This is a genomic window from Rothia sp. P4278, assembly GCF_048512945.1.
Classification (GTDB): domain Bacteria; phylum Actinomycetota; class Actinomycetes; order Actinomycetales; family Micrococcaceae; genus Rothia.
This window is the reverse complement of the sequence record NZ_JBLXXU010000004.1, coordinates 133957-158298: the sequence shown is the minus strand read 5'-3', so window position 1 is coordinate 158298 and position 24342 is coordinate 133957. Positions and strand designations below refer to the sequence as shown.

Genomic DNA, 24342 nt, shown 5'->3' with positions numbered 1-24342 from the left:
GATTAGCCTTTTTTCTTGTGCGAGGGTGCGAGGGTGGTAAGAAGCTGGTGTTCAGCGAGGGAGAAGTCAATCATGGCATCGATGTCCACGCCTTCTACCTCATCGAGAATGAAGAGCTCAATCTTTCCGCCCAGACGGTTATGGAGGCTTTCATAGAGCTCTGTGCTGGTGATGTACATGGACCCGTTTTCGCGGTAGCGGAAGGTCTCACGGGTGAGCTCCTGCCTGCGAGGCCGATTCATGACTTCGTACTGTGCTGTCGGAGGCTCTGTTGCCGCCCAGATGAAGGGGCCGATGGGGATAACCCCCACCATGGAGTCCGAGTCTGAGTCTGCAAACTGGCGGATAGCCCGTTCCAGGGTGCCGGGTAGGCGGACGGGGCTGGTGGCCTGCAAGAGCATAACCGCATCCGGCCGTCTGCCGTCCTGCGTGTAGAAGTCAATCGCGTGCTCAATCACCGGTTCGGTTGCGGTGGTGTCCTTAGCCAGGTGGGCCGGGCGGATAAAGGGCACCTCTGCCCCGTATTCACGGGCAGTATCGGCCAGTTCGGCGTCGTCGGTGGACACTACAACGTCTACTGTATGTTCACCTGCCAGAGCTTTCTGCGCCTCAAGAGCCTGCTCAATGGTCCAGGCAACCAGCGGTTTCCCAGCGATAGGCTTGAGGTTCTTGCGCGGGATTCCCTTAGACCCGCCGCGAACGGGTATCACGCAAAGAATACGCATGCTGTCTAGTTCTCCAATGATTGAGTGAGGATATGTGCGATGGTTTCCGCCGGTTCACGGCTCGGAAGCTGAGGTGCCGGGGTCGGTTCGCTCCCCCAGGGGCTCATGCCGTAGCGCTCCCAGAAATCCTGCAACCACTGCGGCGGATGCGGGTGGTAGACCCAAGCTGGAACCCCGCGAATAGCTGCTTCTAGGACCCCCGTTGAGAAGATGGAAACAATCGGATTATTAACCTGGTTCAGAGGCCGCTGTGAGCGATCAACTTCAATGCCCAGTCTATCCATCAAACCGTGTGTGAGGAGAGAAAGTTTATCTTTCTCACTCGGGTGAGGTCTGTAGATTGCCTTGTTCTCCCTGGTGAATTTGAGGGTGGAGTAAGCGAAGGAAGCACGGGGCAGCTCGGCCCCGTGCATTTGCCCAAGGAACAACGGAGTGGAGAGAATCTCGGCAGGATCAACCGCAGGTTGCTGAGAGGCCTCCCAGAAAAGCTGAGAACCCACGACCTGAGCCGTCACATCGGTACGACCGGAAATCCAGAAGTCAGCATCAGCCTGGCTGAAGGCCAAGAGGTGAGTACCGAAAGCCAGAGGCGGCGCATACGGGGTCTGCAACCCGTGTTGAATAGTAACGAACTGAGCTTCGTTCCTTTGCGAGAATCGGTAGGCGGCGGAGCCCCATGCCATATAGTGACCAAGCGCCACTATCTCTTGGACCTCAGGTAAAACAGTATCCAGCTTGTCTTCTTGCACCAATTGCACCGTCCAGCTCTGGTCTGGAAGATAGGCTGTAAGGTCGTTGGGGGCCCACACCGCATAGGGGGTTTGCCCCAAAAATTTGGTGGGGGTGACCAGAGAGTTCAGCGAAGTAGGTGAGGTGGAGTCCAGCGCGATTAGTATCTTTGCAGTTTCACCGGTGGTATGTAGGTAGCCAGTTACAAGCTCATTTAGAGGCTTACCTTTGCCCGTCGAAGGTAGTGAAGACGCAAAATTTTTGACAGTGCTTTTACCCCTCCGTAACAGATGGGCATTTGCCTGCCATCTATTCCAGGCTTCTAAGTCTGAAGGGTACTTTAGGCCCATAAAAGATTCATCTTCTGTGCTCGGTGGAAAAAAGTATGTTCAGCTTGGCTACGTTTGAGCCCTGCTTCGCGAATCGAATCACTCCAAGAGGGCTCTGCAATAACTCGCTGGCAAATCTCGATTAGTTCATCGGTGCTCTGGTAGAGCAGAACCTCCTTGCCGACTTCGTAAAATTCTTCAACATCGGGCCGGTCAATGAGCTGCAGGCCGTTCATGCCGGGTACCTCAAAAGTTCTCATGGACAAGCCTGCCTGTAGCCCATGAACATTCAGCGAGGCAGCAGCAGCAGCTTGAACCTTATAGGCTTCAGCAAGAGGTATATCTCGCTCTGCTGGAAGTTCGGGTCGCTTTATTTCCCAAGTACGTAAGCGGTCAAAGGGGTGGTGTGACCAGGCTCGACCATACGCCCTTACGGGGACCCCCGCTTCTTGGAGGGCAAGCATCATTTTTTCGCGGTTATCGTAGCGTGATCCTACAAAAACAATTTCGGGGATGCATTCAGTGGGGAAGTCAGCAAGCTTAGGGTCATAGCCGTTAGCCACAAAGTGGGCGTTAGCTCCATTGAGGGAAAATTCTTCAGCTTCTGAACGTGCATAGCTAACTACTGTGGGGCGGCTCTTAAGAAATTCAAGAGTGTAACGATGCCTTTTAAGATCGTCGTATAGCCATAAGATGTGAGGAATTCGTGATTCGTCCACTTTCTGCCAAAAGTTATCGCCCAACCCATCGGCTTTAATAACAATGAGTTTGTCAGGCTTTACTTCGTCAAGAACCCTCAAAGCCTTGGTAGTCGCTGCAATCTCAGCAGCCTTTTGTCCTTGCAAACCTATTTTTGAGGGAAGCTCGTACAGGGCCTTATTGCGAATCTTATCTTTGAAAGTGTCAAAAGCATCGTATCTGTGAACTGTAACCTCGTAACCAAGTTGGCTGAATCCATCAGCAATCGAGTGACAGTACCCATGAAATGCCGGGCTAACAATGAGTAGTTTTTCGGGGGTCATGTTTGAGCCTGTGCTTTCTTAATGTATTCAAGCTCTTCTTGGAGCGTAAACCTCGGAGAAACTTTAGCATTTCGGCACGAACGAACTGTATTGTAAATAAAATTCAGATATGTGGCTATCTTAAGGGCTACAACAAGATAATTACTTTCTTGCCATTTCTGCGCATATCTAAAGCGAGACTCAAGAAGCCAACGGCGGCGGCGGGTACTGTCACCGCTGGAACCGCCACCAAGGTGTTCGACCGTAATCGTTCCGTCAAAGACTCGGGGAACTCCCCGGTCACGCAGGCGGCGTTGCAGGTCTACCTCTTCACAGTTCATGAAGAATGACTCATCAAAGCCACCCATCTCCAGGAACAGCTCTGTCGGTAGCATCATGCAAGCACCGATAACCCAATCGGTTTCAACGACTGCTCCGGTTGTGCATTTGAGGTCATGGCCCACCATACGGTGCCAGAAGTTGGTTGAACGGAAACGCGCTAAGGGAGTGAACCATTCCCACACATAGTGAAAGGTCGTGGGGAAGGCACGGCCCACCCACTGGCCAATACCCTTGTGGTCAACAACCTGGGGGCTGACCAGAGCGTGCCCCAGGCGTTCGCCGGAATCAACCATAGCCTGCAAGAAGTTGGGCTTGAGAGTCAGGTCGCTGTTAAGGATAAACAACCAGCGGCCGGTAGCTACGGCAGCCCCTGAGTTCACAGCGCTGCCAAACCCGCCGTTTGTCTCCCGGCGGACCAGCCGGACTCCCTCAGTTTGTGGGAAAGGTACCGGCGAACAATCGTCAGAAACGATAATTTCAAGTGAGCTGGCAACAACTTGCTCCTGTAGCTGACGAATCAGTTCAAGAGTATCTTTAGGATCTCCGTAATAAGGGATAACAGCCGAAATCCCAGCTTTATCCGAATATCTATCAGGAATACGAGAAACCTCTTGCACGCCCTGCCCTTCCTAAAAAATTACTAGCTCTTGATGCCTGCACGTCGCCTGTGCCTTATACGAGAAATGGACCCTCGCAACTCACGATAAGTTCTAATGGGCTCTCCAAGAGTAGCCTTGATGATACCGAAGCCGCGAACTCGCGGCGCAGCCCCTAGAAAAATTTGACTTGCAAGCAAACGACCAAACAGATACCTACGCCGAGAGAACTGATATGGCTGCATCTTAGCAACAGCTTCTGGATCCGCTGGTCGTAGGGCAATTACGCCCTCTCGTTCGGCGGCCTGGACAAGCTCAAACCCGCGAGATGTCCTAGCAATCAGAACAGACCGGCCGGGCATGTCAGAAAACTTGGGGTAACCATTTTCATCAGCCTCCCAAAAGTCTCCTGCGGTAATGTCAGAAGATTCACCTACACCGTCTGGACACACGCGACATCGCCATTGAACAGTTGGCCCCAGTGCAGCCCCCCAAGACTCGTCATATGAAGTTTCGACACGCTGACCATCTTTAGCAATAGCTGTAAAATTCCCAGGCCACCCATTACCCCTGTACCACAAATCCTTGAGGGGTTTTGTTTTGGGAATCCCCAGTTTTTCGATAAGACTATCTGTGGCTTCTTGCGAGGGAGTGCCCGCGCAGAAGAAACTAAGCTTAATGCTGTTGTCCCTCCCCTCCATGTTCTCATAAGATCTCATTGCTGAGACTTCACAAGGTTTACCCACGACAGCGTTTCCCACTTTAAGAGCGGATTCACCGCTTAAAGCACTCACTGGCGCGTATCTAGATCCCGCAGCTTTGAGTGCCTGTTCTTTGGTGGTAATAGTAACTGGAACAGTACGCCTTGGGTTAGTGCTCTCTTTGGAAGCACCGGATACAGTGCTAGCTATCCCCCGTTCCAACATCCAGGCGCTAAGACTAGAGAGAACTCCACCACTTGAACCTTTATCTCGGAAAGTCTCGTCTAAGGCGTAGGCTTCCCATATGCCCACTATAGGTCCCAAAGTTGGGTGTCTCGTTGCAGAGGGATTTTTAACTGCCCGAACAAGTTTACCCGGGCAACTTCTATTGAAGGTTTTGATCAGCTTCCTGTCATTGCTATCCGAGCCAGATAGGACAGGACGCATAAAACCGCCACGGCTTTTCATCTCTAGTCCCGGTAACATAGCAGCACACAGCCCACATCCAGTACACATCTGTGAAGAGACAACTTTCTGTACTGAATCGTTAAAGGATTTCATGCTTACTTTGCCCCTTCGTGTTCCCTAGCTCCTGTTGATTCTAACATAGCTAAATGATCTCTAATCAGCTCAGTTGATGATGAAATTAATATCTCACCCTGTCTGCCGTGGACCCCTGAATACGGGGCTATTTACGGTGCTAGGATATAGAGCGGCATTCAGGCCACGCCACAATCACCATTAAGGAATCACCGTTGAAAATACTCGTACTTTGGGCCAATGAGCATCATGACAATCTAGGTGTAGCAGCCCTGGGTGTAGGAACTAGAAGCCTCGCGTTGAGAGCTTTTGGGGAAGGTACCGAGGTGAAATTCCATGGAACCGGCGATAGCAGCCTCCCGCACAACGATGGGCCAATCAATATTTCTAGAGTCAAATCGCTCCTCCTCAATGCGCTGAAACCTGGGAGTGAGTTCAAGAGCTGGATTAAGGGTTTTGACCTTATTATCGACGCGCGGGGAGGTGACAGCTTTTCTGATATATACGGAATAAAGAGACAGATTAAAACAAGTGCCCTGGGCTGGGTGGCGCGTTTGATGGGGATCCCAGTCGTGCTAGGACCGCAAACTGTAGGGCCCTTTAACAGCATCACCGGTAAATTATCTGCTTTTCTAACACTTCAACTCAGCTCCCTTACTATGGCTCGCGACCCATACTCCATGAAGTACGCACAAAAATTTCTGACAAAATCATCACTACTGACCACAGATGTTGTATTCGCGTTAGAATCAGCTAGGCTCGAAAAAAAATATGATGTACTTCTCAACGTCTCGGGGTTGTTATGGAATGAGAACCCTCATGTAGATTATCAAAAATATAGAACAATGATTCATGAGACAATTCAAGGCCTGATTGAGCAGGAAAGATCAGTTACTCTACTTCCCCATGTTCTTTCCGATAATCCAAAGCAACCTGAAGATCACGACCTTTACCCAATACCTGAGATTCTTGCTACATACCCAGGCCTAAGGGTGGCCATCCCTCAGTCGCTCTCACAAGCTAGACAGATTATCGGTCAGGCAAATTTAGTGATTGCAGCCAGGATGCATGCTTGCCTCAACGCTCTGTCTATGTCTACGCCCACAATCCCCATGGCATACTCACGCAAATTTGCGCCACTGCTGGAACAAGTGAATTGGGCTCACACCGTTGATATTAGGGATATCAACAGCAGCGCTAAGGATGTTCTAACTCTTGCTGAGCAAAACTCTGTTTTAGAACAAGAGTCATTGAGGGTACGCCAAGAGGCAGATGTCCTGGTTAGCAAAGCTGTTCAGGCACTGAAAAAATTTAAAAAATGAGTTCCCTAGGAGTCAAGGGTGCCAGGGGCGCGCTAATAGGGACGTTTGGACAATTTATTAAATTGGGCGTGAACATTGCCTCGCTTGTTGTTCTTGCTCGGTTGCTATCTCCCCACGATTACGGACTGATCGCAATGGTTACCGCAGTCATTGGGGTTGCAGAAATTATACGTGATATGGGCTTATCAGCAGCCAGCATCCAAGCCAAACACCTAACGTCCATCGAGAGGAGTAATCTCTGGTGGGCCAACACAGCTATTGGGCTATTCTGCGCCCTCGGCACAGCAATACTCGCACCAGTACTAGTAGCCTTTTACAATGAGCCAGCTGTGCTATACATAACTCTGGCTCTATCGACTACTTTTCTTTTCAACGGAGCAACAACCCAGTTCAGGGCTTCTCTGGTCAGGGAATTACGAGTTAAACCTATTGCATATAGTGATATTAGCGCCTCTCTAATCGCTTTTTTCGTTGCGCTGTACTGTGCTTTGACGGGCGCAGGCTACTGGGCGCTTGTGCTACAACAGATCTTGGGAGCATGTTTATCCTTCGTATTTATAGCCTTTTCTGCGGGTTGGTGCCCCCAGGCATATAACTCTTCAGTAAGCATCAAGCCCTATCTCAAATACGGTCTGCCACTCTTCGGTTCAGGTGTTCTCACCTACGCTGCTAGCAACCTCGATGTCACTCTCATCGGCAGGTTTTACGGCACAACCCTACTAGGCCAATATAACCGGGCTATGCAACTTATCAGAATGCCCATGAATCAGATTCGTAGCCCTTTAGGCAGTATGGCCCTCAGCACACTCTCTAAAGTTCAAGATGACAACCAACGGTTGGTAGAATTTGCGGGTAAAGCGCAGTTAATTTTCCTGTACCCGATTACGCTGCTGGGAATGTATGCCGCAGCAACTGCCGCAGAAACTGTGCCATTTGTACTCGGTAGCCGTTGGGCAGAAATAGCCCCCCTCGTGGCAATTTTTGCAATTGGAGACTCAATATCCAACCTGTCCTCTGCGGGAGGTTGGTTATATCTAGCCAAGGGTAGAAGCGGTACTTTATTCAAATACACCCTGCTGTCGGCGCTAGTCAGAATAACACTCTTTGTTTTTATGGTACCCTTTGGTTTCATGGCTATTGCCAGTGTTTACATCATAGCACCAATGATTTTATGGCCAATTTCGTTTTATATATGCGCAAGAACAACTAGGATCAACACTCTCCCACTTTTCCTAACGTCTCTCCGTGTCATCATCCTAGCAGGGTTTGCCTTGGGTGCTTCCTGGTCGGCCAAGTCATTCTTTGATTTTAGAGGCTCTCCTCTTCTCACCTTGACTATAACAAGCCTGATTTACATAGCGATTCCGCTACTGCTTCTCATGGTGATTCCCAGATATCGCAAAGACTTCATGGTCTGTCTTAAAACATTAAAATCAATATTAGGACGTTCTAAGCAATAAAGCCCTAAAAGAGGAGAGGGTACGTCTTATCCCAGACGCACCCTCTCCTCCCATTATTCCGTCTAGTCAGCAGGCACCCGCAAATAACTTAGTGACAGAGCCTTCATCGAAGACTTCCTTGATAGCGCGTGCCAGCAGGGGGGCAATGGAAAGCACGGTCAGGTTCTCAAACTTCTGTTCGGGGCGCAGTGGCAGGGTATTAGTGACAACAACCTCGCTAGCACCGCACTGGCTTAGCCTTTCAGCAGCAGGCTCAGAGAAAACCGCGTGGGTTGCCGCGATAATAACGTCCTTAGCGCCATTGTCCTTAAGGACCTTGACCGCACCGGCAATAGTGCCACCGGTGTCAATCATGTCATCAATCAGAACACAGGTACGGCCCTTGATATCGCCCACCACGGTCTTAGAAACAGCCTGGTTGGGCACGTTAATATCGCGGGTCTTGTGAACGAAAGCCAGAGGTGCACTGCCCAGGAGCTCTGCCCACTGCTCAGCGACACGTACACGGCCGGTATCGGGGGAAACAACAGTAACGTTTGAGGTGTCTACCTTGCTGGCAACGTGCTCAGCAAGAAGCGGGATAGCCATGAGGTGATCCACAGGACCGTCAAAAAAGCCCTGAATCTGCGCGGTGTGCAGATCAACGCTCATCAGACGGTCAGCACCAGCAGTCTTGTAAAGATCTGCAACCAGACGGGCTGAGATGGGCTCGCGGCCCTTATGCTTTTTGTCCTGGCGGGCGTAAGGGTAGAAAGGAGAAACAACAGTAATGGAACGGGCGGATGCTCGCTTGAGCGAGTCAATCATAATCAGCTGTTCCATGATGGCATCGTTAATGGGTGCCGGGTGAGACTGAATCACGAAAGCATCTTTACCGCGTACCGATTCGTTGAATCGGACGTAGGTTTCCCCATTAGCAAAAGTGTAGGCAGATGAGGGAAGAACCTCGTTTCCTAGCTCAGCAGCAATCTGCTCAGCCAGTTCGGGGTGGGCACGCCCGGAGACCAAGGCCATCTTCTTTTCGCCCGGATTCGTAATCTCAGTCATTACTGCTTATCGCTTTCCTTTTCAGGCTGTGCCGGCTGCTGCGCCAAAGCCGCCTCGGCGGCTTGGGCAGCCTCTGTTCCAGCGCGTTTTTCAATGACCCAGCGCTCGATATTGCGTTGGGGAGCTTCGTTGATGGCAAGAGCCCCAGCGGGTACGTCCTTGCGGATAACGGTCCCAGCACCAGAATACGCCCCGTCCCCAATATTTACGGGAGCAACATACATGTTGTCTGAACCCATACGAACGTTACTTCCCACGGTTGAGCGGGACTTATTCACACCGTCATAGTTAACGAACACTGAAGCGGCTCCAATATTGGAGTTCTCACCGATGGTGACGTCGCCAGCATAGGACAGGTGGGGGAGCTTAGATCCGGAACCAATCTCTGCGTTCTTGGTTTCCACGAAAGTACCGATCTTACCCTTAACACCGAGCTTGGTGCCGGGGCGCAGGTAGGCGAAGGGGCCAACACTTGCACCGTCTGCAATTTCTGAGTCGTAGCCTTCGGTGCGTGAAATAGTGACCTTCTCCCCTACCTTGACGTTGGTGAGCGTGGTGTCTGGGCCAATCACGGAGCCGGTAGCGATGCGGGTGGTTCCCTTGAGGTGCGTGCCGGGAAGAATGGTGACATCGTTCTCGATGGTTACGGTGACATCAATCCATGTGCTCTCTGGGTCAACAATGGTGACACCACCGACCATGTGGCCATGAGTAATGCGGTCATTGAGTTTGCGACCCAGCTGAGCCAGCTGAACACGGTCATTAGCGCCTTCTACCTCCCAGCGGTCCTCAATATCGAGTGCCGAGGTGCGGTGGCCGTCTTCGCGAGCAATGGATAGGACATCGGTAATGTACTTCTCGCCCTGAGCGTTATCGGTGGTGACGCGGGTTAGCGAATTACGCAGAACAGTGGCATCGAAAGCATAAATACCAGAATTAATCTCGGTGATGGCAAGCTGTTCAGGGGTGGCATCTTTAGCTTCAACGATGGCAGTGACTTCGCCTGATTCGTTGCGGACGATACGGCCGTAGGAGCCGGGCTCCTCAAGGTGTGTCGTCAGAACAGTGACAGCGTTTTTGCCTTCTTCGTGAAAAGCGATGAGCTTACGCAGACTTTCGGTCTTCAGCAGGGGAACATCGCCGTAGGTTACTACGACCGTCCCCTCTACCTGACCCACTTCGGAGTCAAGGCCCAGCAGGCCGACCTCTACAGCGCGGCCGGTTCCGGGAATCTCGTCCTGATCGATGATGGTAACCTGCTCATCAAAGGCGGTGACATGCTCAGCCACCTTGTCACGCTGGTGACGTACAACAACGGCAAGGTTCTTGGGTTCAAGTTCCCGCGCCACGGCAACAGCGTGCTCCACCATGGAGCGACCACCGATAGGGTGCATAACCTTGGGAGTTGATGACTTCATACGGGTTCCGGCCCCCGCAGCCAGAACGATCACGGCAGATGGGGCTGATGTAACTACTGTCACTGTATGGAACTCCTCAAGTGAGTGATACCCCAAAAAATATGCCATGAAGGCACCGGGGTGGTTGAGCTCCGCCACAAGGACTCGAACCTTGAATAACGGCTCCAAAGGCCGCTGTGTTGCCAATTACACCATGGCGGAATAGGGCTGTCCTAGCTCAGTCCCATGCTGGGTTGAGCAGGAGCAGACTTAGACCATAGTAGCAAAGATAAAGTTAGGGTGCTAAATAAGAACTTTCTGAAAGCTACCGTGTAGCTGATAAATTGCTAATTCCCTAGCCAGGGCACGACAATATCCAGTGCTTCTTGAATTCGCTGGACAGCTACCTTGGCGGCCTCTGGTCCACGCAGGTAAGGATCAGCAACCTCGTCTTGGGCAAGAGGTTCTTCGTCATACTGCATCATGAAAGCAACCGGGTCAACGCGCTTGCCTGCTTGCTTCTGAACCCTGGCCATCTGGCATAGCAGGTGAACCTTTGAACGATACTGGGGCCATTCATGCACGATCCAGTCCAGGTGCTCTTTCTCCATGACCAGCACAAGAGCTGACTCTCTGACCAGGCGTTCCGTGATTTGTTTGGCAAGGTGCTGATCGTACTGGGCACCACGTTGAGCGAGTTCGATATCAATATGGCGGGCAACCCCTGCCCCAACCATTGCACCGGTACCGGCACTATTAAAAGTCCAGGTAGAGCCATCCTCTAGCATTGCCTCTGCCAGATATTGGGCACTGGCGGAACGGGCTATATTACCGGTACAGACGAACAAGACCTCTTTTTTTGTATCTGCATGATCCGGTTCAGGATCTGTTCGATCCCCCACTTTTCTCAGTAGCGAGGAAACCCCAAAACTTATCATTGCACTCCGCTCAATCTCTCTTGTTTAGGCCAGACACCTGCCGCCCATAGAGATTCTACCTGCAAATCACAGCTTGGTGGTGGGCTAACACTCTGGGGATCTAGCCCAATACCCGCATGCTGTTTTCCTTATTTTTACCTCCTCATGTTCCCTAAGGCTGTAGCCTAGTGTGGTGGCACATTTACTGGGCGGCGAAGAGCTGCATATCGAATTTCCTACCCGCACTATCTTTGAGGGCATCACCGTAGGCCTCAACGAGGGTGACCGCATCGGCATCGTGGGTCGCAACGGTGACGGTAAATCCACTCTGCTTTCCCTTCTGGGCGGGCGCTTGGCCCCAGATTCCGGCAAGGTCACAGTGCGCTCAGGCACGCGAATTGGCTACCTTGACCAGGCTGATGTCCTGGACAACACCCTGACAGTGGGCCAGGCAATTGTGGGCGATACCCCCGAATACGAGTGGGCATCGGACCCCAAGGTACGCGACGTCATCGCCGGCCTGGTCTCTGATCTGAACTGGAATGCGCCAGTTGAGTCACTCTCAGGCGGTCAACGCCGACGTGTAGCCCTTGCAGCGCTGCTAGCCGGTGACTGGGATGTGCTCATGCTCGATGAGCCCACCAACCACCTCGATGTTGAAGCCATTACCTGGCTAGCCCAGCACCTCAAAAACCGCTGGCCCAAGAATGCCGGGGGGCTGCTGACAGTCACCCACGACCGCTGGTTCCTGGATGAAATCTGCACCGGCACCTGGGAAGTCCACGACGGACTGGTAGAACCTTTCGAAGGTGGCTACGCCGCTTACATCCTCCAGCGCGTTGAACGCGACCGTCAGGCCGCAACTGCCGAAGCTAAACGCCAGAACCTGATGCGCAAGGAGCTGGCCTGGTTGCGTCGCGGCGCCCCGGCCCGCACCTCCAAGCCCAAGTTCCGTATCGATGCGGCCAATGCTCTCATTGCTGATGTCCCCCCGGTACGCAACACTGTGGAGCTCTCCCAGATGGCGGTAGCACGCCTGGGCAAGGACGTGGTCGATATCGAGGATGTGGATGTCAGCTACCCCGATGCCCAAGACCCAACCCGCACCAAGGATGTCCTCAAAAAGGTCACCTGGAGGATTGCTCCTGGAGAGCGTACCGGCATTATGGGTGTTAATGGGGCCGGTAAGTCGACTCTGCTGGGCCTGATCACCCGTGCGGTGCAACCGACCCGTGGCCGGGTCAAGCACGGTAAGACGGTCAAGGTTGCTACCCTGACCCAGCAACTCGATGAGCTCGCAGAAGTGGCTCACGAGCGGGTTTCCGATGTCATTGGGCGCAAGCGCAGCACCTATGTGACCGGTGGTAAGGAGATGACTCCCGGCCAGCTTCTTGAACGGCTCGGCTTTACCTCTGCTCAGCTTTCAACCCCGGTGAAGGATCTTTCGGGTGGGCAGAAGCGCCGCCTGCAGCTATTGCTCATTTTGTTGGATGAGCCCAACGTACTCATTCTTGATGAGCCCTCCAACGACCTGGACACGGACATGCTGGCAGCTATGGAGGATCTTCTTGATACCTGGCCCGGCACCTTGCTGGTAGTCTCGCACGACCGCTACCTAATGGAGCGAGTCACCGACCAGCAGTATGCCCTCTTTGACGGCAGGTTCACACACCTGCCCGGTGGGATTGACCAGTATCTGCTCATGTCGGCACAGGCGGCGGCTCACCCTGCCCAGACTGCCCTTGATTCGTCACCCCTGGGCAAGCAGGGGTCTGCAGAAAGCAGCGCTACTAAGGTGGGCGGCGCAGAGCTGAGGGCCGCCCAGAAGGAAATCAACCAGATTGACCGTAAGCTCACCAAACTGGCCGAACAGAGGCAGAAGCTGGCTGAGAAAATGACGGTTCACGACCAGTCTGACTACACCGGTCTGGCGGAGCTGGGCGCCCAGCAAGAGGCAATCCAGAACGAGGTCGAAGAACTAGAAATACGCTGGCTAGAACTTGCGGATAGGGTTGAGGGGAATTAGTACTGGCCAGGAAACAATTGGAGGGCCCCTAAAGGTTGATGGACTTTCCGCCAGGGCATTTCTTGAAAACTGCGTCCCTTAACCTCTTGAGGTTTTATCCCCCTGGTTTCCGCTACTAGTAATTTTGGTTTAGGTTGATGACTTCATGACGTTCGTAATTCAGTTAATAGTATTACTATCCTTGCTCTACCTGGTGGGCAGACTCTCGAATCCCAAAAAATTTCGGGATTCCAATGATGATTATTCATTTATCACGGTTCTGGCCCATATGCTGATTATTTTAGTGACCTCAGCTTTGATTCTCAGCGGGCAGATTATAATTCTTTTGGCTGGTCTTGCGCTCTACACCTGGTGTACACAGGACCCGGCTGCCCCAGTACCGCTTGAAGACGACATGCTGAACGTGTGTTTCAGTAGCTATAAGTTTGATGGCGGAAACTTTTTGCTAGGGATCGCAATACTTATTCTTATAACAGCTATTGTCCACTTTTGGGTTAGGGCAAAATTTTTTGAAAGATTTCCTCGGCATAGCCCTGACATGAAAGAGATTGAAATATCTGAATACTTCATCCAGTGGCTAACCATTTATCTTGCTGTCTATCAGTTTATTTTTGACGGACTTAAAAACGCATTCTCTTTTGTAGACACCCCAGAAAACACAGCAGCTTTCTTTAATATTGCCCTCACACCGCAAAACATTAACCTAGTGCTCCAGCCGCTCCTTATCGCTTCTTGGATCACCCTTGTGATCTCAAAGATACGCCTACAACGTAAGCATGAAGCAGATTTATAGGATCTAAGACTTCAAGCGCTTCTTAGCCTGCGGCTCTCGTTCTTCCACGGATGCTTACAACGGTTGGCCCGGAGCCGGACACAAAGCTGGCAGCTACACCCGGTTGGTGGGCTAGCCCTTCCAGGGTCGATTGGAGTTCGGGCAAAAGACTGCTAGCGGGTGCGGCAAGGTCATTGCGGAGCAAGCTCGAAATGATGGGAAGACGCTCAGCCAAGGGAGCTTGTGAGGTCAAGGCCTCAATCAGGGTAGCAGGTACCTCCAGAACAGGGTCCGGTGCCGGGTAGCGCCCGGCTTCCCTGCCCGCGTCCAGTTCACGGAAAACCGCAGGTGTCGATAAGCCCGCCGAAGCAGGGCAGAAGCCAAAGCAAAGCTGCTCTGTAGCTTCCGGCACTTCAAGAGGGGTGAGCTTCTCCCCCAAGCCCAAACCCACGGCTAAACCGCCAAGCAGGGCAAAGGGCACATCCGCCCCCAGAGAGGCCGCTAGCTCCAGCAAACGCTCCCGGGGAACAGAATCCTGCACCAGGCCTGCCTGCACCAGATAGGCGTTCATAGCTTTCATGGCGGCCGCCGCATCAGCTGAGCCGCCTCCCATGCCACCGGCCACCGGCACCGCCTTCTCAATGTGGACTTCCACCGAGATATCTTGCAGCCTGAGTCCCTGCTCTTGGAGCACGGCCAAAGCGCCCCGGTAGGCTAGGTTACTGGCATCCAGCGGGACCAGGGCCGGGTCAAAAGTACCAGCAGCCACCTGCTCTGCCACGGGTGAGCCGGGAGTAACGCTCAAAGACTGGGCAATACCCGGGGCCTTAGCGGAACGAACGGTTACCCGCTCTAGAACATCTACCGCTGCGTATAGAGAGGCTACCTCGTGGTAGCCATCAGCCCGCAGAGGTCCTACTGCAAAATACAGATTAACCTTGCCGGGGGCAGTTGCAGAACAGCTCAGCACGGTCATTGCTCACCACCGGTAGAGACCGAGAAACCCTCTGCGGGTACCTGCCGCGCCGCTTGGGCAATCTTGATGTAGTCGTGGATATCCAGCTTTTCACCGCGCTCTTGCGGGTCAATCCCTGCGGCCTCAAGCACAGCACCGGCACGAGCAGCAGAACCCGCCCAGCTCGCAAGCGCCGCCCGCAGGGTCTTACGACGCTGAGCAAAAGCGGCATCGACAATAGCGAAAACTTCCTCACGCGGCAGGTCAGACAGTAACTCTTTGCGGCGTTTGAAGGATACCAACCCGGACTTGATCTTGGGGGCAGGCCAGAAAACATTGGTACCAATAACACCGGCCTTAGAGACCTCAGCAAACCAGTTGGCTTTCACACTCGGTACACCGTAAATTTTAGAGCCGGGCTGAGCCGATAGGCGGTCAGCTACCTCATCCTGAACCATGACCAAGGCATGTTCAATAGAGGGGAAAGTCGCAAACATGTGAAGCAGAACAGGCACAGCGACGTTGTAGGGCAGGTTAGCCACCAAGGCGCTGGGCCTGCGGGGTAGCTCGGTCACTCTCATAGCATCGGAAAGTACTACATCGATCCGGCTCTCGGAGCCGGGGCGCATAGCGGCAATAGTTGTTGGGAGCTCTTGGGCCAGGGGCGGGTCTATCTCTACAGCGACCATATCCTTGGCGGCATCCAGTATGCCCAGGGTTAAGGAACCCAGGCCGGGGCCAATCTCCACCACCGTCTCGTCGGGGCCGATATTGGCCGCCGCAATAATACGACGAATGGTGTTGGGGTCAATCACAAAGTTCTGCCCCAGGGTCTTGGTGGGACGGATGCCTAAGCGGTCGGCCAGGTCGCGGATTTGGTGGGGGCCAAGTAGTTGCTGTTCAGTCACCCCTCCAGTCTAGCGGTATCGCAACTTAGAGAGACCCCACAGGTAGACTCCGCGGGGAAACCACTTACCCCGGGTAAGCCACACCGCTCACTGGCTCGGAGCCTTTAGCCCGGTAAGCCGGTAAAATCATTGACCGTACTTGCTTTCCCACACCCAGAGGTCGCTATGCCCAATCGTCCCGCTGAGCCAACCCTACCGAGCATCGGCGTAAGCCTTGCGCGGGCGCTCACCAGCAGATGGGCCTTAGCCACAGCCCTGGCTCTCACAGTGCTCAGTATCTATCCATTCCTCTGGGACGAGAAAATGCAGGCCCGGCACTTCTTTGACCTTCAGGTCTACTACGGCGGGGTAGCTCACTGGCTGGAAACCGGCAGGCTCTATGACTGGGCCTTACCGCCCGAGGAGGTCTACGGCTTCACCTACCCGCCCTTTGCCGCCCTGGTCTTTACGCCCTTTGTTCTGCTGACCAATGCCCAAACAGCCGGGCCGATCTTCCTCATCTGCAACGTGGCGGCTCTGGTTACCCTGGTCTACCTGAGTTGCCGGGGTATGGGAGTCAGCAAGCGCCCAGCTCTGGCGGCAGGTTTGTGGCTCACTCCCCTGCTGCTCAAGTTCTTCCCCATCAGCTTTAACATGGAGTTGGGGCAGATTAACCTCTTCTTGGTCCTACTCATTCTGACCGACGTTATCTACCTGAAGAACACCCGCTGGCACGGAATCCTGATTGCCATCACCGCCTGCATCAAGCTCACCCCGGCTGTCTTTGGTCTGCTCTTTCTGGCAACCCGCGACTGGAAATCACTCGCCCGCTTTGTAGGCACTGGCCTGGCCAGCATCGTGCTCAGCTTCGCGGTTGATTTTGAGATCGCCCGCGAATACTTTACTGAAAAGATCTTCGAATCCGGGCGGGTAGGGAGCATCACCGGAGCGCTCAACTACAACCTACTGGGCACCTGGGCCATGCTCTTCCCCACAGGTATTGCAGCAGTTCTCTTTGTCATCTCTGCTGTATCCGCTCTGGTACTTTCCTACCTCGCAGCACGTTCCCTAGCCCGGCGGGGCCAGTACCTGGGGGCCGCCAGCGCGGTTGCGGCGCTGGGGCTACTACTCTCCCCCATCTCCTGGACCCACCACTGGGTCTGGTTCGTTACCTTCATCATCTTTGCTACCCTCTACGGGCTGGCCCGCAGGCAGAGTAGCTACCTCTACCTGGCGGCCACCGGCACCTTACTTTTCTCCATGCCTTTCGCCGTATGGTTTGGGGGCTATAACTGGGGAGGGAATGAATGGCCTAATTCATTGGCTCTCATTCACTCTCTACCAGTTTTCTGGGCTTTGCTGTATCTGCTAGTCCCAGTCCTTGAAGGGCGCAGAACCCTAGAAGCCCTCGATACCCCAGCTACCGTAAGCGGCCAGTGAGTTAGCCCGAATATCGCGGCACAACTCTTCGAGATCGCGGTCTAGGTGCGCGGCCATATACCGCACCGTGTAGTTGGTCATGTAGCTGGCATTGGGGCGGCCCCGGAAGGGGTGCGGGGTCAGGAAAGGCGCATCGGTTTCTGCCAGAATCAGCTCACGGCGAGCCATGCTCAGCGACTCCTGGATATCCCGTGAGTTCTTAAAGGTCACGGTCCCAGCAAAGCTCATATACCAGCCCCGCTCATTGCAGATTCGCGCCAGTTCTGGCCCACCGGAGTAGCAGTGGAAAATCACCGTCTCGGGTGCGCCCTCATCCAGCAGAACCCGCACAACATCGTCGTGGGCATCGCGGTCATGAATCTGGAGTGCTTTACCGTGTTTTTTAGCCATACGGATATGGGCACGGAAGGAGTCCTCCTGGGCCTGACGGCCATCTTTACCGGTGCGGAAGTAGTCCAACCCGGTTTCGCCCAGGGCACGGACGCGGGGGTCAGCGGCCAGGGTGTTGATGACGGCCAGGGCGGCTTCGAGCTGCCCGGCCTCGGCCAGTTTGGGTGCTTCGTTGGGGTGCAGGGCTACAGCGGCTAGAACGCGGGGGTCAGCCTGGGCCATGCTCACGGCATAGAGAGAGCTGGAAACATCGCAACCCACCTGCACGATAGCACCAATGCCCAGGGCCTCACCGGTGTCCAGAGCATCACGGGCGGTGATGGCTACCTCTCCATCGAGCAGGTCCATGTGAGTGTGATTATCCACGATTGCGTAGGGTAGGGGCGCGGGGGCGGGCGGAAAGGTTAGGTTACGACGGCGGCCGTCTTCCCCGGTGGTACCGCGGCGGCGGGTGCCCTCGCCGCTGGCTTCGCCCTCCACCCGGTAGTGTTCTGCCCGGTAGGCTGGGGGTATTTCGCCCTCATCGATTCTGGGCGGGTTCTCAAAGATACTAGCTCCCTGCTCCTGCCTGTCGGGCAAGAGGGTAGCAAAGCGCTCAGCTAACTGGGTGAGTTCTTCGGGGCTCAGGCTATGGTCACTGGTGCACATGGTTTTTAGCTTTCCTGGTTTTTAAGATCGAGAACTGCCTGGTAGAGGTCGCGTTTGGAGACCCCGTGTGCTTCGGCCACCTGGGCGCAGGCCGCTTTCAGGCGGATACCACCCTCGGTCATTTCAAGGACAAGGTCGGTCAGGTCTTCAGCCTGCGCAGCCTCAGGAGCGCCCGCGCCTTCAAGCACAATCACGATTTCACCGCGCATCTGCTTGGATTCGCTCCACTCAATCAGCTCTGCCAGGGTTCCTCGGGCTATCTCTTCGTGAAGTTTGGTCAGTTCCCGGCAGACCGCCGCCCGGCGTTGCTCCCCAAAGTTCTTAGCAAAGTCTTTGAGGGTCGCAGCCAGCCTGTGGGGTGACTCGTAGAAGACCATGGTGCGCTCTTCTGCTACCAAAGAGGCCAGTCTGCGGGAGCGGTCAGAACCTTTACGCGCCAGGAAGCCCTCAAAGGTAAAGCGCCCAGACGGCAGGCCAGATAGGGCCAGGGCAGTCACCATAGCTGAGGGCCCGGGGAGAGCGGTGACGGTCAGGCCTGCTTGGGCTACAGCGGCAGCGGCTACATAGCCGGGGTCAGAAACTGCAGGCATACCGGCATCGGACATGAGGAGGACTGTCTGCCCATCGGCCACCGCCTGCACAATCTGTCTAGCCCGTTCGGTTTCGTTGTGGTCGTGGTTGACCAGCACACGCCCCCGGGTGGTAACGCCCAGCCCGGAGGCCAGTTTACGCAGGGTGCGGCTGTCTTCAACGGCAAGGATATCTGCGGTTGCCAGGGCTTGGCGCAGGCGGTGGCTAGCATCGCCCAGATTGCCGATAGGGGTAGCGCCCAGTATGAGGGCACCGCTGCTTGTCTCGGTCTGGGCTTTAGGCTGTGGGGAAGATTCCATAGCTTTTAACCCTACTATCTCAGGTTGGCTCGAACCATGTGGCGGGCCAATCAATTACCATTGCTTAGGTGAAAGCAAACCCAACCAACGCCGTCCTTTCCCTGCCCGAAGCCTTTAGCGAGTCCGCTTTGCGGGCCCGCCTGGCTGTTACAGCCCTTACTTTCCCGCGCCGAGGGTGGCTAGCTCCCCTGCTGGTACTGATCCTGGCGGGGCTGATGCGTTTTGTAAACCTTTCAAACCCGAACGCTATTGTGTTCGATGAAACCTACTACGCTAAAGACGGCTATTCCCTCTTGCATTTTGGGTATGAGCGCAACTGGGTTGAGGGTGCTAACGACAGCTTTGTAGCCGGTGCCCCCAGCGGTATTTTGGAGACCCCGGAGTATGTGGTTCACCCGCCGGTTGGCAAGTGGATGATTGCACTGGGCATGGCGGTCTTTGGGGACGATAATCCCCTGGGTTGGCGTTTTGCTGCGGCTCTTACCGGTACCCTGTCGGTGGGGTTGGTCATGCTGGCGGGTTGGCTGCTCTTCCGTTCGGTAACGGTGGCTTCGCTGGCCGGTTTACTGATTTCGGTGGACGGACTTCACCTGGTGCAGTCTCGGTTTGCTCTGCTCGATATTTTCTTGATGTTCTGGCTCCTAGCCACCTTTGTTGCCCTGCTTCTGGACCGCTACCAGGGCAGGCGCAGGCTAGCCTCACGGCTGGCAGAAGCCGCCACCGCTAACGGGGGCACCCCGCCGGATAGCCTCATGGTCTACGGCCCCACACTGGGCTTGCGCTCCTGGAGATTAATTGCCGGTATCTGCGCGGGCCTAGCAGTCGGTGTTAAGTGGAACGCCCTCTTTTTTATCGCTATCTTCGGTCTGATGACCGTCTTCTGGGATGCCAACGCCCGCCGTATGGCCGGTATCAGGCGCTGGTACCTGGCCGGTTTCCTGCGCGACGGTATTCGGGCCTTCTTCTCGCTTATTGGGGTAGGTCTGGTCACCTACCTGGCTACCTGGAGCGGCTGGTTTGCCTCACAGGATGCCTACGACCGTCACTGGGCGCAGGAGCACCCTGGTGAGGGTGTTCTGTGGCTACCGGAGTCCCTGCGCTCGCTGTGGGAATACCACCGCTCAGCCTATGCCTTCCACTCGGGGCTGGATTCCCCGCATACCTATGCTTCACCGGCCTGGCAGTGGCTCATTCTGGGGCGGCCTACCAGCTACTACTACGAGTCCCCCAAGATGGGTACTGACGGTTGTACTGTAGATTCCTGCTCGCAGGCTATCTTGAACATTGGCAACCCGGCTATCTGGTGGAGCTTCCTTGTGGTTGGCGTGTTCTCCCTGGTTATTTTTCTGATTCGCCGCGACTGGCGGTTCGGTGCTCTCTTTGCGGTTTTTGCGGTGGGCTACTTCCCCTGGTTTGCCTACCCTACGCGCACCATGTTCTACTTCTATGCGCTCTCTTTTGAGCCCTACCTTATTCTTATGCTGGCAGGTGTTCTGGGTCTGGCCTTAGGACGTTCTGGCGATACCGTCCGCCGACGCAAGCTGGGCTTGGCTTTGGTTGGGGTCTTCGTGGTCTTTGTTCTCCTGGTCTCTACCTACTACTGGCCTATTTGGACGGCGCAGACCGTGCCCTATACCGAGTGGCGCGAGCGCATGTGGTTTGACGGTTGGATTTAGGAGGGGCCTGGTCTCTAGGCTTTCTGGTTGGCAGCACGACGTTTGAGAGCCTCTTGCCTGCGGCGGGCGGTGGGCCAGGTACTGACCAGAAGCACAAGCGTTACCAGCAGAACAATAATGCCGGCGGTCAGAGCGGCATCTAGCCAGAACTGAGGCGGGTAGAGACGAATCAGGGTGTCAGACATACGGAACTGCCAGTTTCCCTGGGGGAAGAAGACCTGGTGGAAAGTAGTGAAGAAGGATTCCCAGCCCAGGATTCCAGAGACGCCCAGAGCGGTAGCGAGTAGCAGGGTCAGCAAGCTGCCGGTAAAGAGGCTCGAGCGCACCAGACCGGGTGCTTTGGTGGGCAGAGTGCGGGCTGAAAGTAGGGCGGCCACCAGCATGAGAGCGGCCAAGGTCAGGGAGCAGAGAATGACCCGTTTGACGTCAGTCATGTGCTCAACCTCGGTCGGCAGGAAGGCGGCAACTCCCCCGGTCTGGATATCGGCCAGGTAGGATTCCGGTGCCAGGTTGAGGATATAGTCCAGCCCGTAAGAGCCCAGGCGCATGCGCTCAGCAGTGTCAAAGCCGTAGGTGTCAGCGGGGAACCCGGGGCGGTGGTATTCAGCCCACAGGAAGGCAGAGCTGGCTACAAAGCGTACAGCCAGCATCAGGGTAATAAGAGGGACGGACAGGGTGATGATCAGTCGGCGGAGCACCAGAAAACGCGGTTTTTCTGTAGCTTTCTTCTGAGTTTTCCGGGCCCGGAGCTGGGGAGATTCGGGGCCTACCACCGGCTCTGCAGCGTCCCTAGCCTGAGAAGCACGGGCAACCGGAGCAGCAGATACAGCAGCGGGCTCTGTAACAACCGGTTCCAGAGGCGCAGTCCACGGCGCTGGGTCAGTGACCTGCTCGGCTTCCTTCCCTGCCGCTGAGGGGGCCGAAGACCGGGTAACAGTAGCTGGTGTACCGGCGCTCTTTTTAACGGCGGGGAGTAATTTTTCCCATTCGCGGGTTGTCTCTGCGCCTTCAGGGGTGTTGTGGTTAGGTTCTATTGCCATGGTTCCTCACACGGGGTTAGTATCTCTGCTCTAGTATCTTACGCTGTGGGAACAAAAACTCCCGCCTGATTGAAACAGGCGGGAGTTTTTCAGGAGCGAGCAGAGAACCGGTTTTTACCAGTTACCCACCCATGCTTCGTCATCGTAATTTTCGAAAGGAATGTTCCAGTCGCCGTAGCCGTCATCGGGGTCAGCCTGGAGGTAGCCGGTATTGATAGTCTCTACAATGTCACCGACACCGAAGGTGTCGTAGAAGAACTTGACATCTTCGGGGAGCATCCCAATACAACCGTGAGAGACGTTATAGGCACCTACCGATGACCAGGCCCCGGGCAAAGCCTGATGAACGAACACGCCACCGGAGGTCAGGCGGGAAGTCCAGGAGGCCCAGAAAGGCTCATAGTAGTGGGCATCGCCCTTCTTGAGTTCTAGGGAACCGGGGTTGAAGTAGTAGCTCTCAGCCTTCTCCATGATGGGGAGCTGGCCAACAACAGAGGGCCACTCCGGGTTGCCCAGGGTGATGTAAGCTTCGCGCACCAGCACATCGTCAACGTACATTTTGATGGTTTTGGTGTTGTTATCGGCCAGAGCGTAGCGCTTGTTCCAGGTCTTGAAGCTGCGGGTGGTGGTGTGGTTACCGATCATGCCGTTGCCCAGGTCAAGGCCGAAGATATCGATAGTGACGGTCACTGTGGAGTTGGTGGCCCATTTATCTGCGGGGCGGTAGCGCACCATGTAGTCGCTGTACCAGCGGAACTTACCGGCTCGGTCACCGCCGCCGGTAACGGTAATCCGCTTCTCTACCTCTGCCTTATTGATGACAGGTTCTGAGAAGTTGAACTGGATAATCTGGCCGATGCCGTAGCTGGCACCGTCAGCAATGTTCATGTGAGCATCGGCTTCGTAGGCCGGTGACACGGTGGAGAAAGTACTTTCGCCTTGGCCTCTTGCTCCCTGAGCGTCTTGGGCAGTCCAGCTGACGGTGTAGGCGCTGTGGAAGAGCATATTCTCGGTGGAGGTCCAGCTGCTACCGTCCTCAGAGAGCGCACCAGCTAGTTTTTGGCCTTCGGCGGTGGTGACGGTGACCTCGGTCAGGGTGGAGTCAGCAGAAGTAACCTTGACCTTCTCTATGGGGTTGATTTCTATCTCATCAAGTGCGGGGTAAACCTCAACGGTGCCGGTAAATTCCTTGGGCGCGGCGCTAGTGCTAGCCGGTGAGCTGGCTGTTCCAGGAGATGCGGAGCCCTCTGCTACCGGCTTAGTCTGTGATGAGCAAGCTGCCAGAGCTAGAGTACCCAGGGCGCCAACGGCCACAAAGGATCGACGGGTAAAGACATCTGATAGAGCTGAGGAGGGTGGATTTACCACGTAGGTCATCTTCCTTAGGTGAATATGTGTGCGATTGTTCAGGTTGTGCACCTGAAAGCATATCTGAAATCAAAGGCTTCTAGGTCTCTATCAGGCCACCCCTAATGCTGGCAATCTGCTGGGAGCACCAAAAGGTAAAAGCCTACCCAGGCCCCAAAAGATAAAAGTCGGGGCGCAAGATTTAAAGTACCTGCCGCTTAGATACTGCGCAGAGGAGGAAAGGACTGCCCAAGGGGTTCACTAGCTTCCTGCCAGGCTTCACTTTCATCTAGGCGGACGACGCTCCAGCCCTGGGGCGCGGTCAGACGGTCAGCGTGGAACTCACACAGGTCGTAGGCGTGGGGCTCACGGTGCACCGACAGCGGCCCAATCACAGCGGTGGATTGGGCGTAGGCATAAGTCAGGGTGAAAATAGCCTCACGTTGGCAGGTCTGGCGTGAGCACTGGCGAGTTGATGCCATGAATCAAGCCTTTCTTTCTTAGATAGCTTGCTTGCGGAGACGGCGACGTTCACGCTCGGATAGGCCACCCCAGATTCCGAAACGTTCATCGTTGTCCATGGCGTATTCAAGGCATGCCTCACGCACGGGGCACTCACTACACACCCGCTTAGCATCGCGGGTCGACCCGCCCTTTTCGGGGAAGAAGGCTTCGGGGTCGGTTTGGGCGCACAGGGCATCTGCCTGCCAGGACAGCTCCCCTTCATCGCCATCAGTGCTGTAGATGCCCGCGGCCTGTTGCCAGAGCGATAGGGCATCGGCATCGCTGGAGAAAATATCGGCTGAATGCGCGGCAGAGGGCCTACCTGACTCACCTCGCCCGGTAGGGACTGAGCTGTTAATCAGTGCGGTGGCCTGGTCTTCAAGGTATTGGGTGGAGTGCATGTTGTGGTGATGGGCCAGATCAGGCTTTTGCCCGGCGACACCGTATGTGAGGCGGCTATGTAGGCCCATGGTCTTCCCTTTCATATCCCGGTAGAGGACTGAATGTAAGGTAACCGGTCTTGTGAACCTGGATTACCGGTTGATATGCACACAATCTGAGTACGATAAACCGTCTATGGCCTGCTGGCGCACAGGCGGTCTATAACGGTGCATAAAAAATTCCCTGCACCTAATTACACGCGTGTCATGCCCTATTCGTC

The 24342-nt window shown here is 54.8% G+C and carries 22 protein-coding genes and 1 tRNA gene; 6 read left to right on the top strand and 17 right to left on the bottom strand.

Annotated elements, in window-relative coordinates:
* Positions 1–2: 2 nt before the first annotated feature.
* The 5 genes from ACN085_RS08875 to ACN085_RS08855 form a co-directional block, all read right to left on the bottom strand.
* A complete protein-coding gene (locus tag ACN085_RS08875; protein ID WP_419099866.1) occupies positions 3–725 on the bottom strand; it encodes a cytidylyltransferase domain-containing protein in 723 nt (240 codons plus the stop codon).
* A gap of 5 nt (positions 726–730) precedes the next feature.
* Positions 731–1408, bottom strand: a complete 678-nt coding sequence (locus tag ACN085_RS08870; protein ID WP_419111299.1) for a hypothetical protein — start codon at positions 1406–1408, stop codon at positions 731–733.
* A gap of 386 nt (positions 1409–1794) precedes the next feature.
* A complete protein-coding gene (locus ACN085_RS08865; RefSeq protein ID WP_419111298.1) occupies positions 1795–2805 on the bottom strand; it encodes a CgeB family protein in 1011 nt (336 codons plus the stop codon).
* Complete coding sequence (locus ACN085_RS08860; RefSeq protein ID WP_419111297.1) at positions 2802–3743, bottom strand: glycosyltransferase family 2 protein; 942 nt, start codon at positions 3741–3743, stop codon at positions 2802–2804. Before ACN085_RS08860 ends, ACN085_RS08865 begins: the two co-directional genes overlap by 4 nt.
* Before the next feature lie 23 nt (positions 3744–3766).
* Positions 3767–4870, bottom strand: coding sequence for a Coenzyme F420 hydrogenase/dehydrogenase, beta subunit C-terminal domain (locus ACN085_RS08855; protein ID WP_419111347.1), 1104 nt, complete (start codon positions 4868–4870; stop codon positions 3767–3769).
* Positions 4871–5178: 308 nt separating this feature from the next.
* Between ACN085_RS08855 and ACN085_RS08850 the strand changes: the two genes are divergently transcribed.
* Together ACN085_RS08850 and ACN085_RS08845 are read left to right on the top strand one after the other, a co-directional pair.
* A complete protein-coding gene (locus tag ACN085_RS08850) occupies positions 5179–6285 on the top strand; it encodes a polysaccharide pyruvyl transferase family protein (RefSeq protein WP_419111296.1) in 1107 nt (368 codons plus the stop codon).
* Entirely contained in the window at positions 6282–7745 is a 1464-nt protein-coding gene (locus ACN085_RS08845; protein WP_419111295.1) for a lipopolysaccharide biosynthesis protein, read from the top strand. The genes ACN085_RS08850 and ACN085_RS08845 overlap by 4 nt, the downstream gene beginning before the upstream one ends.
* Before the next feature lie 66 nt (positions 7746–7811).
* Here the strand turns inward: ACN085_RS08845 and ACN085_RS08840 are convergent, their stop codons facing one another.
* The 4 genes from ACN085_RS08840 to ACN085_RS08825 all read right to left on the bottom strand — a co-directional run bounded on the left by ACN085_RS08840 (position 7812) and on the right by ACN085_RS08825 (position 11037).
* The gene (locus ACN085_RS08840; RefSeq protein WP_419111294.1) at positions 7812–8792 is read right to left on the bottom strand and encodes a ribose-phosphate diphosphokinase; all 981 of its coding nucleotides are present in this window, start codon (positions 8790–8792) and stop codon (positions 7812–7814) included.
* Complete coding sequence (glmU, locus tag ACN085_RS08835) at positions 8792–10273, bottom strand: bifunctional UDP-N-acetylglucosamine diphosphorylase/glucosamine-1-phosphate N-acetyltransferase GlmU (protein WP_419111293.1); 1482 nt, start codon at positions 10271–10273, stop codon at positions 8792–8794. Before glmU ends, ACN085_RS08840 begins: the two co-directional genes overlap by 1 nt.
* A gap of 66 nt (positions 10274–10339) precedes the next feature.
* Positions 10340–10411: transfer RNA gene (locus ACN085_RS08830), tRNA-Gln, on the bottom strand.
* Between the two features lie 125 nt (positions 10412–10536).
* Positions 10537–11037, bottom strand: a complete 501-nt coding sequence (locus ACN085_RS08825) for a hypothetical protein (RefSeq protein ID WP_419099873.1) — start codon at positions 11035–11037, stop codon at positions 10537–10539.
* Between the two features lie 262 nt (positions 11038–11299).
* On the opposite strand from ACN085_RS08825, the gene ACN085_RS08820 reads away from it, so the two are divergent.
* Both ACN085_RS08820 and ACN085_RS08815 read left to right on the top strand, forming a co-directional pair.
* Positions 11300–13132, top strand: coding sequence for an ABC-F family ATP-binding cassette domain-containing protein (locus ACN085_RS08820; protein WP_419111346.1), 1833 nt, complete (start codon positions 11300–11302; stop codon positions 13130–13132).
* A gap of 145 nt (positions 13133–13277) precedes the next feature.
* A complete protein-coding gene (locus ACN085_RS08815; protein ID WP_419111292.1) occupies positions 13278–13925 on the top strand; it encodes an SA1002 family membrane protein in 648 nt (215 codons plus the stop codon).
* Between the two features lie 22 nt (positions 13926–13947).
* Here the strand turns inward: ACN085_RS08815 and ACN085_RS08810 are convergent, their stop codons facing one another.
* Both ACN085_RS08810 and rsmA read right to left on the bottom strand, forming a co-directional pair.
* Positions 13948–14880: a 4-diphosphocytidyl-2C-methyl-D-erythritol kinase gene (locus ACN085_RS08810; protein ID WP_419111291.1), complete on the bottom strand. Its 933-nt coding sequence runs from the start codon at positions 14878–14880 to the stop codon at positions 13948–13950.
* Complete coding sequence (gene rsmA, locus ACN085_RS08805) at positions 14877–15767, bottom strand: 16S rRNA (adenine(1518)-N(6)/adenine(1519)-N(6))-dimethyltransferase RsmA (protein WP_419111290.1); 891 nt, start codon at positions 15765–15767, stop codon at positions 14877–14879. Before rsmA ends, ACN085_RS08810 begins: the two co-directional genes overlap by 4 nt.
* 165 nt (positions 15768–15932) lie before the next feature.
* Between rsmA and ACN085_RS08800 the strand changes: the two genes are divergently transcribed.
* The gene (locus ACN085_RS08800; RefSeq protein WP_419111289.1) at positions 15933–17186 is read left to right on the top strand and encodes a glycosyltransferase 87 family protein; all 1254 of its coding nucleotides are present in this window, start codon (positions 15933–15935) and stop codon (positions 17184–17186) included.
* Here ACN085_RS08800 and ACN085_RS08795 read toward each other — a convergent pair.
* Positions 17145–18224, bottom strand: a complete 1080-nt coding sequence (locus ACN085_RS08795; protein ID WP_419111288.1) for a TatD family hydrolase — start codon at positions 18222–18224, stop codon at positions 17145–17147. The two genes, ACN085_RS08800 and ACN085_RS08795, sit on opposite strands and share 42 nt — an antisense overlap.
* Before the next feature lie 5 nt (positions 18225–18229).
* Positions 18230–19114: a 16S rRNA (cytidine(1402)-2'-O)-methyltransferase gene (gene rsmI, locus ACN085_RS08790; RefSeq protein WP_419111287.1), complete on the bottom strand. Its 885-nt coding sequence runs from the start codon at positions 19112–19114 to the stop codon at positions 18230–18232.
* Between the two features lie 68 nt (positions 19115–19182).
* Between rsmI and ACN085_RS08785 the strand changes: the two genes are divergently transcribed.
* On the top strand, positions 19183–20790 hold the full coding sequence (locus ACN085_RS08785; protein WP_419111286.1) for a dolichyl-phosphate-mannose--protein mannosyltransferase: 1608 nt from the start codon (positions 19183–19185) through the stop codon (positions 20788–20790).
* Between the two features lie 14 nt (positions 20791–20804).
* Here ACN085_RS08785 and ACN085_RS08780 read toward each other — a convergent pair whose 3' ends face one another.
* The 4 genes from ACN085_RS08780 to ACN085_RS08765 all read right to left on the bottom strand — a co-directional run bounded on the left by ACN085_RS08780 (position 20805) and on the right by ACN085_RS08765 (position 24151).
* Complete coding sequence (locus ACN085_RS08780) at positions 20805–21830, bottom strand: TIGR01906 family membrane protein (RefSeq protein WP_419111285.1); 1026 nt, start codon at positions 21828–21830, stop codon at positions 20805–20807.
* A 114-nt stretch (positions 21831–21944) separates the two neighbouring features.
* The gene (locus tag ACN085_RS08775; RefSeq protein WP_419111284.1) at positions 21945–23207 is read right to left on the bottom strand and encodes an Ig-like domain-containing protein; all 1263 of its coding nucleotides are present in this window, start codon (positions 23205–23207) and stop codon (positions 21945–21947) included.
* A 188-nt stretch (positions 23208–23395) separates the two neighbouring features.
* Complete coding sequence (locus tag ACN085_RS08770) at positions 23396–23659, bottom strand: DUF3499 domain-containing protein (protein WP_419099887.1); 264 nt, start codon at positions 23657–23659, stop codon at positions 23396–23398.
* Positions 23660–23677: 18 nt separating this feature from the next.
* Complete coding sequence (locus ACN085_RS08765; protein WP_419111283.1) at positions 23678–24151, bottom strand: WhiB family transcriptional regulator; 474 nt, start codon at positions 24149–24151, stop codon at positions 23678–23680.
* Positions 24152–24342: the final 191 nt, after the last annotated feature.

Coding starts and splice junctions, on each gene's coding strand:
- ACN085_RS08875 (WP_419099866.1), bottom strand. CDS start 725: ATGCGTATTCTTTGCGTGATACCCGTTCGCGGCGGGTCTAAGGGAATC.
- ACN085_RS08870 (WP_419111299.1), bottom strand. CDS start 1,408: ATGGCATGGGGCTCCGCCGCCTACCGATTCTCGCAAAGGAACGAAGCT.
- ACN085_RS08865 (WP_419111298.1), bottom strand. CDS start 2,805: ATGACCCCCGAAAAACTACTCATTGTTAGCCCGGCATTTCATGGGTAC.
- ACN085_RS08855 (WP_419111347.1), bottom strand. CDS start 4,870: ATGCGTCCTGTCCTATCTGGCTCGGATAGCAATGACAGGAAGCTGATC.
- ACN085_RS08845 (WP_419111295.1), top strand. CDS start 6,282: ATGAGTTCCCTAGGAGTCAAGGGTGCCAGGGGCGCGCTAATAGGGACG.
- ACN085_RS08840 (WP_419111294.1), bottom strand. CDS start 8,792: ATGACTGAGATTACGAATCCGGGCGAAAAGAAGATGGCCTTGGTCTCC.
- ACN085_RS08815 (WP_419111292.1), top strand. CDS start 13,278: ATGACGTTCGTAATTCAGTTAATAGTATTACTATCCTTGCTCTACCTG.
- ACN085_RS08810 (WP_419111291.1), bottom strand. CDS start 14,880: ATGACCGTGCTGAGCTGTTCTGCAACTGCCCCCGGCAAGGTTAATCTG.
- ACN085_RS08800 (WP_419111289.1), top strand. CDS start 15,933: ATGCCCAATCGTCCCGCTGAGCCAACCCTACCGAGCATCGGCGTAAGC.
- ACN085_RS08795 (WP_419111288.1), bottom strand. CDS start 18,224: ATGTGCACCAGTGACCATAGCCTGAGCCCCGAAGAACTCACCCAGTTA.
- rsmI (WP_419111287.1), bottom strand. CDS start 19,114: ATGGAATCTTCCCCACAGCCTAAAGCCCAGACCGAGACAAGCAGCGGT.
- ACN085_RS08780 (WP_419111285.1), bottom strand. CDS start 21,830: ATGGCAATAGAACCTAACCACAACACCCCTGAAGGCGCAGAGACAACC.
- ACN085_RS08775 (WP_419111284.1), bottom strand. CDS start 23,207: ATGACCTACGTGGTAAATCCACCCTCCTCAGCTCTATCAGATGTCTTT.
- ACN085_RS08770 (WP_419099887.1), bottom strand. CDS start 23,659: ATGGCATCAACTCGCCAGTGCTCACGCCAGACCTGCCAACGTGAGGCT.
- ACN085_RS08765 (WP_419111283.1), bottom strand. CDS start 24,151: ATGGGCCTACATAGCCGCCTCACATACGGTGTCGCCGGGCAAAAGCCT.